This window comes from Serratia sp. TMDUHS_CL (assembly GCF_037137105.1).
GTDB lineage: Bacteria > Pseudomonadota > Gammaproteobacteria > Enterobacterales > Enterobacteriaceae > Serratia > Serratia nevei.
This window is the reverse complement of sequence record NZ_JBBBDV010000047.1, coordinates 1-246: the sequence shown is the minus strand read 5'-3', so window position 1 is coordinate 246 and position 246 is coordinate 1. Positions and strand designations below refer to the sequence as shown.

General features: G+C 64.6%; 1 protein-coding gene. It reads right to left on the bottom strand.

From position 1 onward, the window contains the following. Positions 1–52 precede the first annotated feature (52 nt). Positions 53–246, bottom strand: a 194-nt coding sequence (locus WCL58_RS25310) for a transketolase-like TK C-terminal-containing protein (protein ID WP_420804194.1), incomplete at its 5' end; no start/stop codon positions are given.

The window sequence follows — 246 nt, the reverse complement described above, 5'->3', positions numbered from 1 at the left end:
AAAAAAAGCCGGTCACGATGACCGGCTTTTTTATCGGCTTGCGCCAGGCCGCTTACTTCAGCAGCGCCTGCGCCTTGGCCACCACGTTGTCCACGGTGAAGCCGAACTCGGCGAACAGCTGCTCCGCCGGCGCCGACTCACCGAAGGTGGTCATGCCCACGATGGCGCCGTTCAGGCCCACGTACTTGTACCAGTAGTCCGCGATACCCGCTTCCACCGCCACGCGCGCCGTTACCGCCGCCGGCA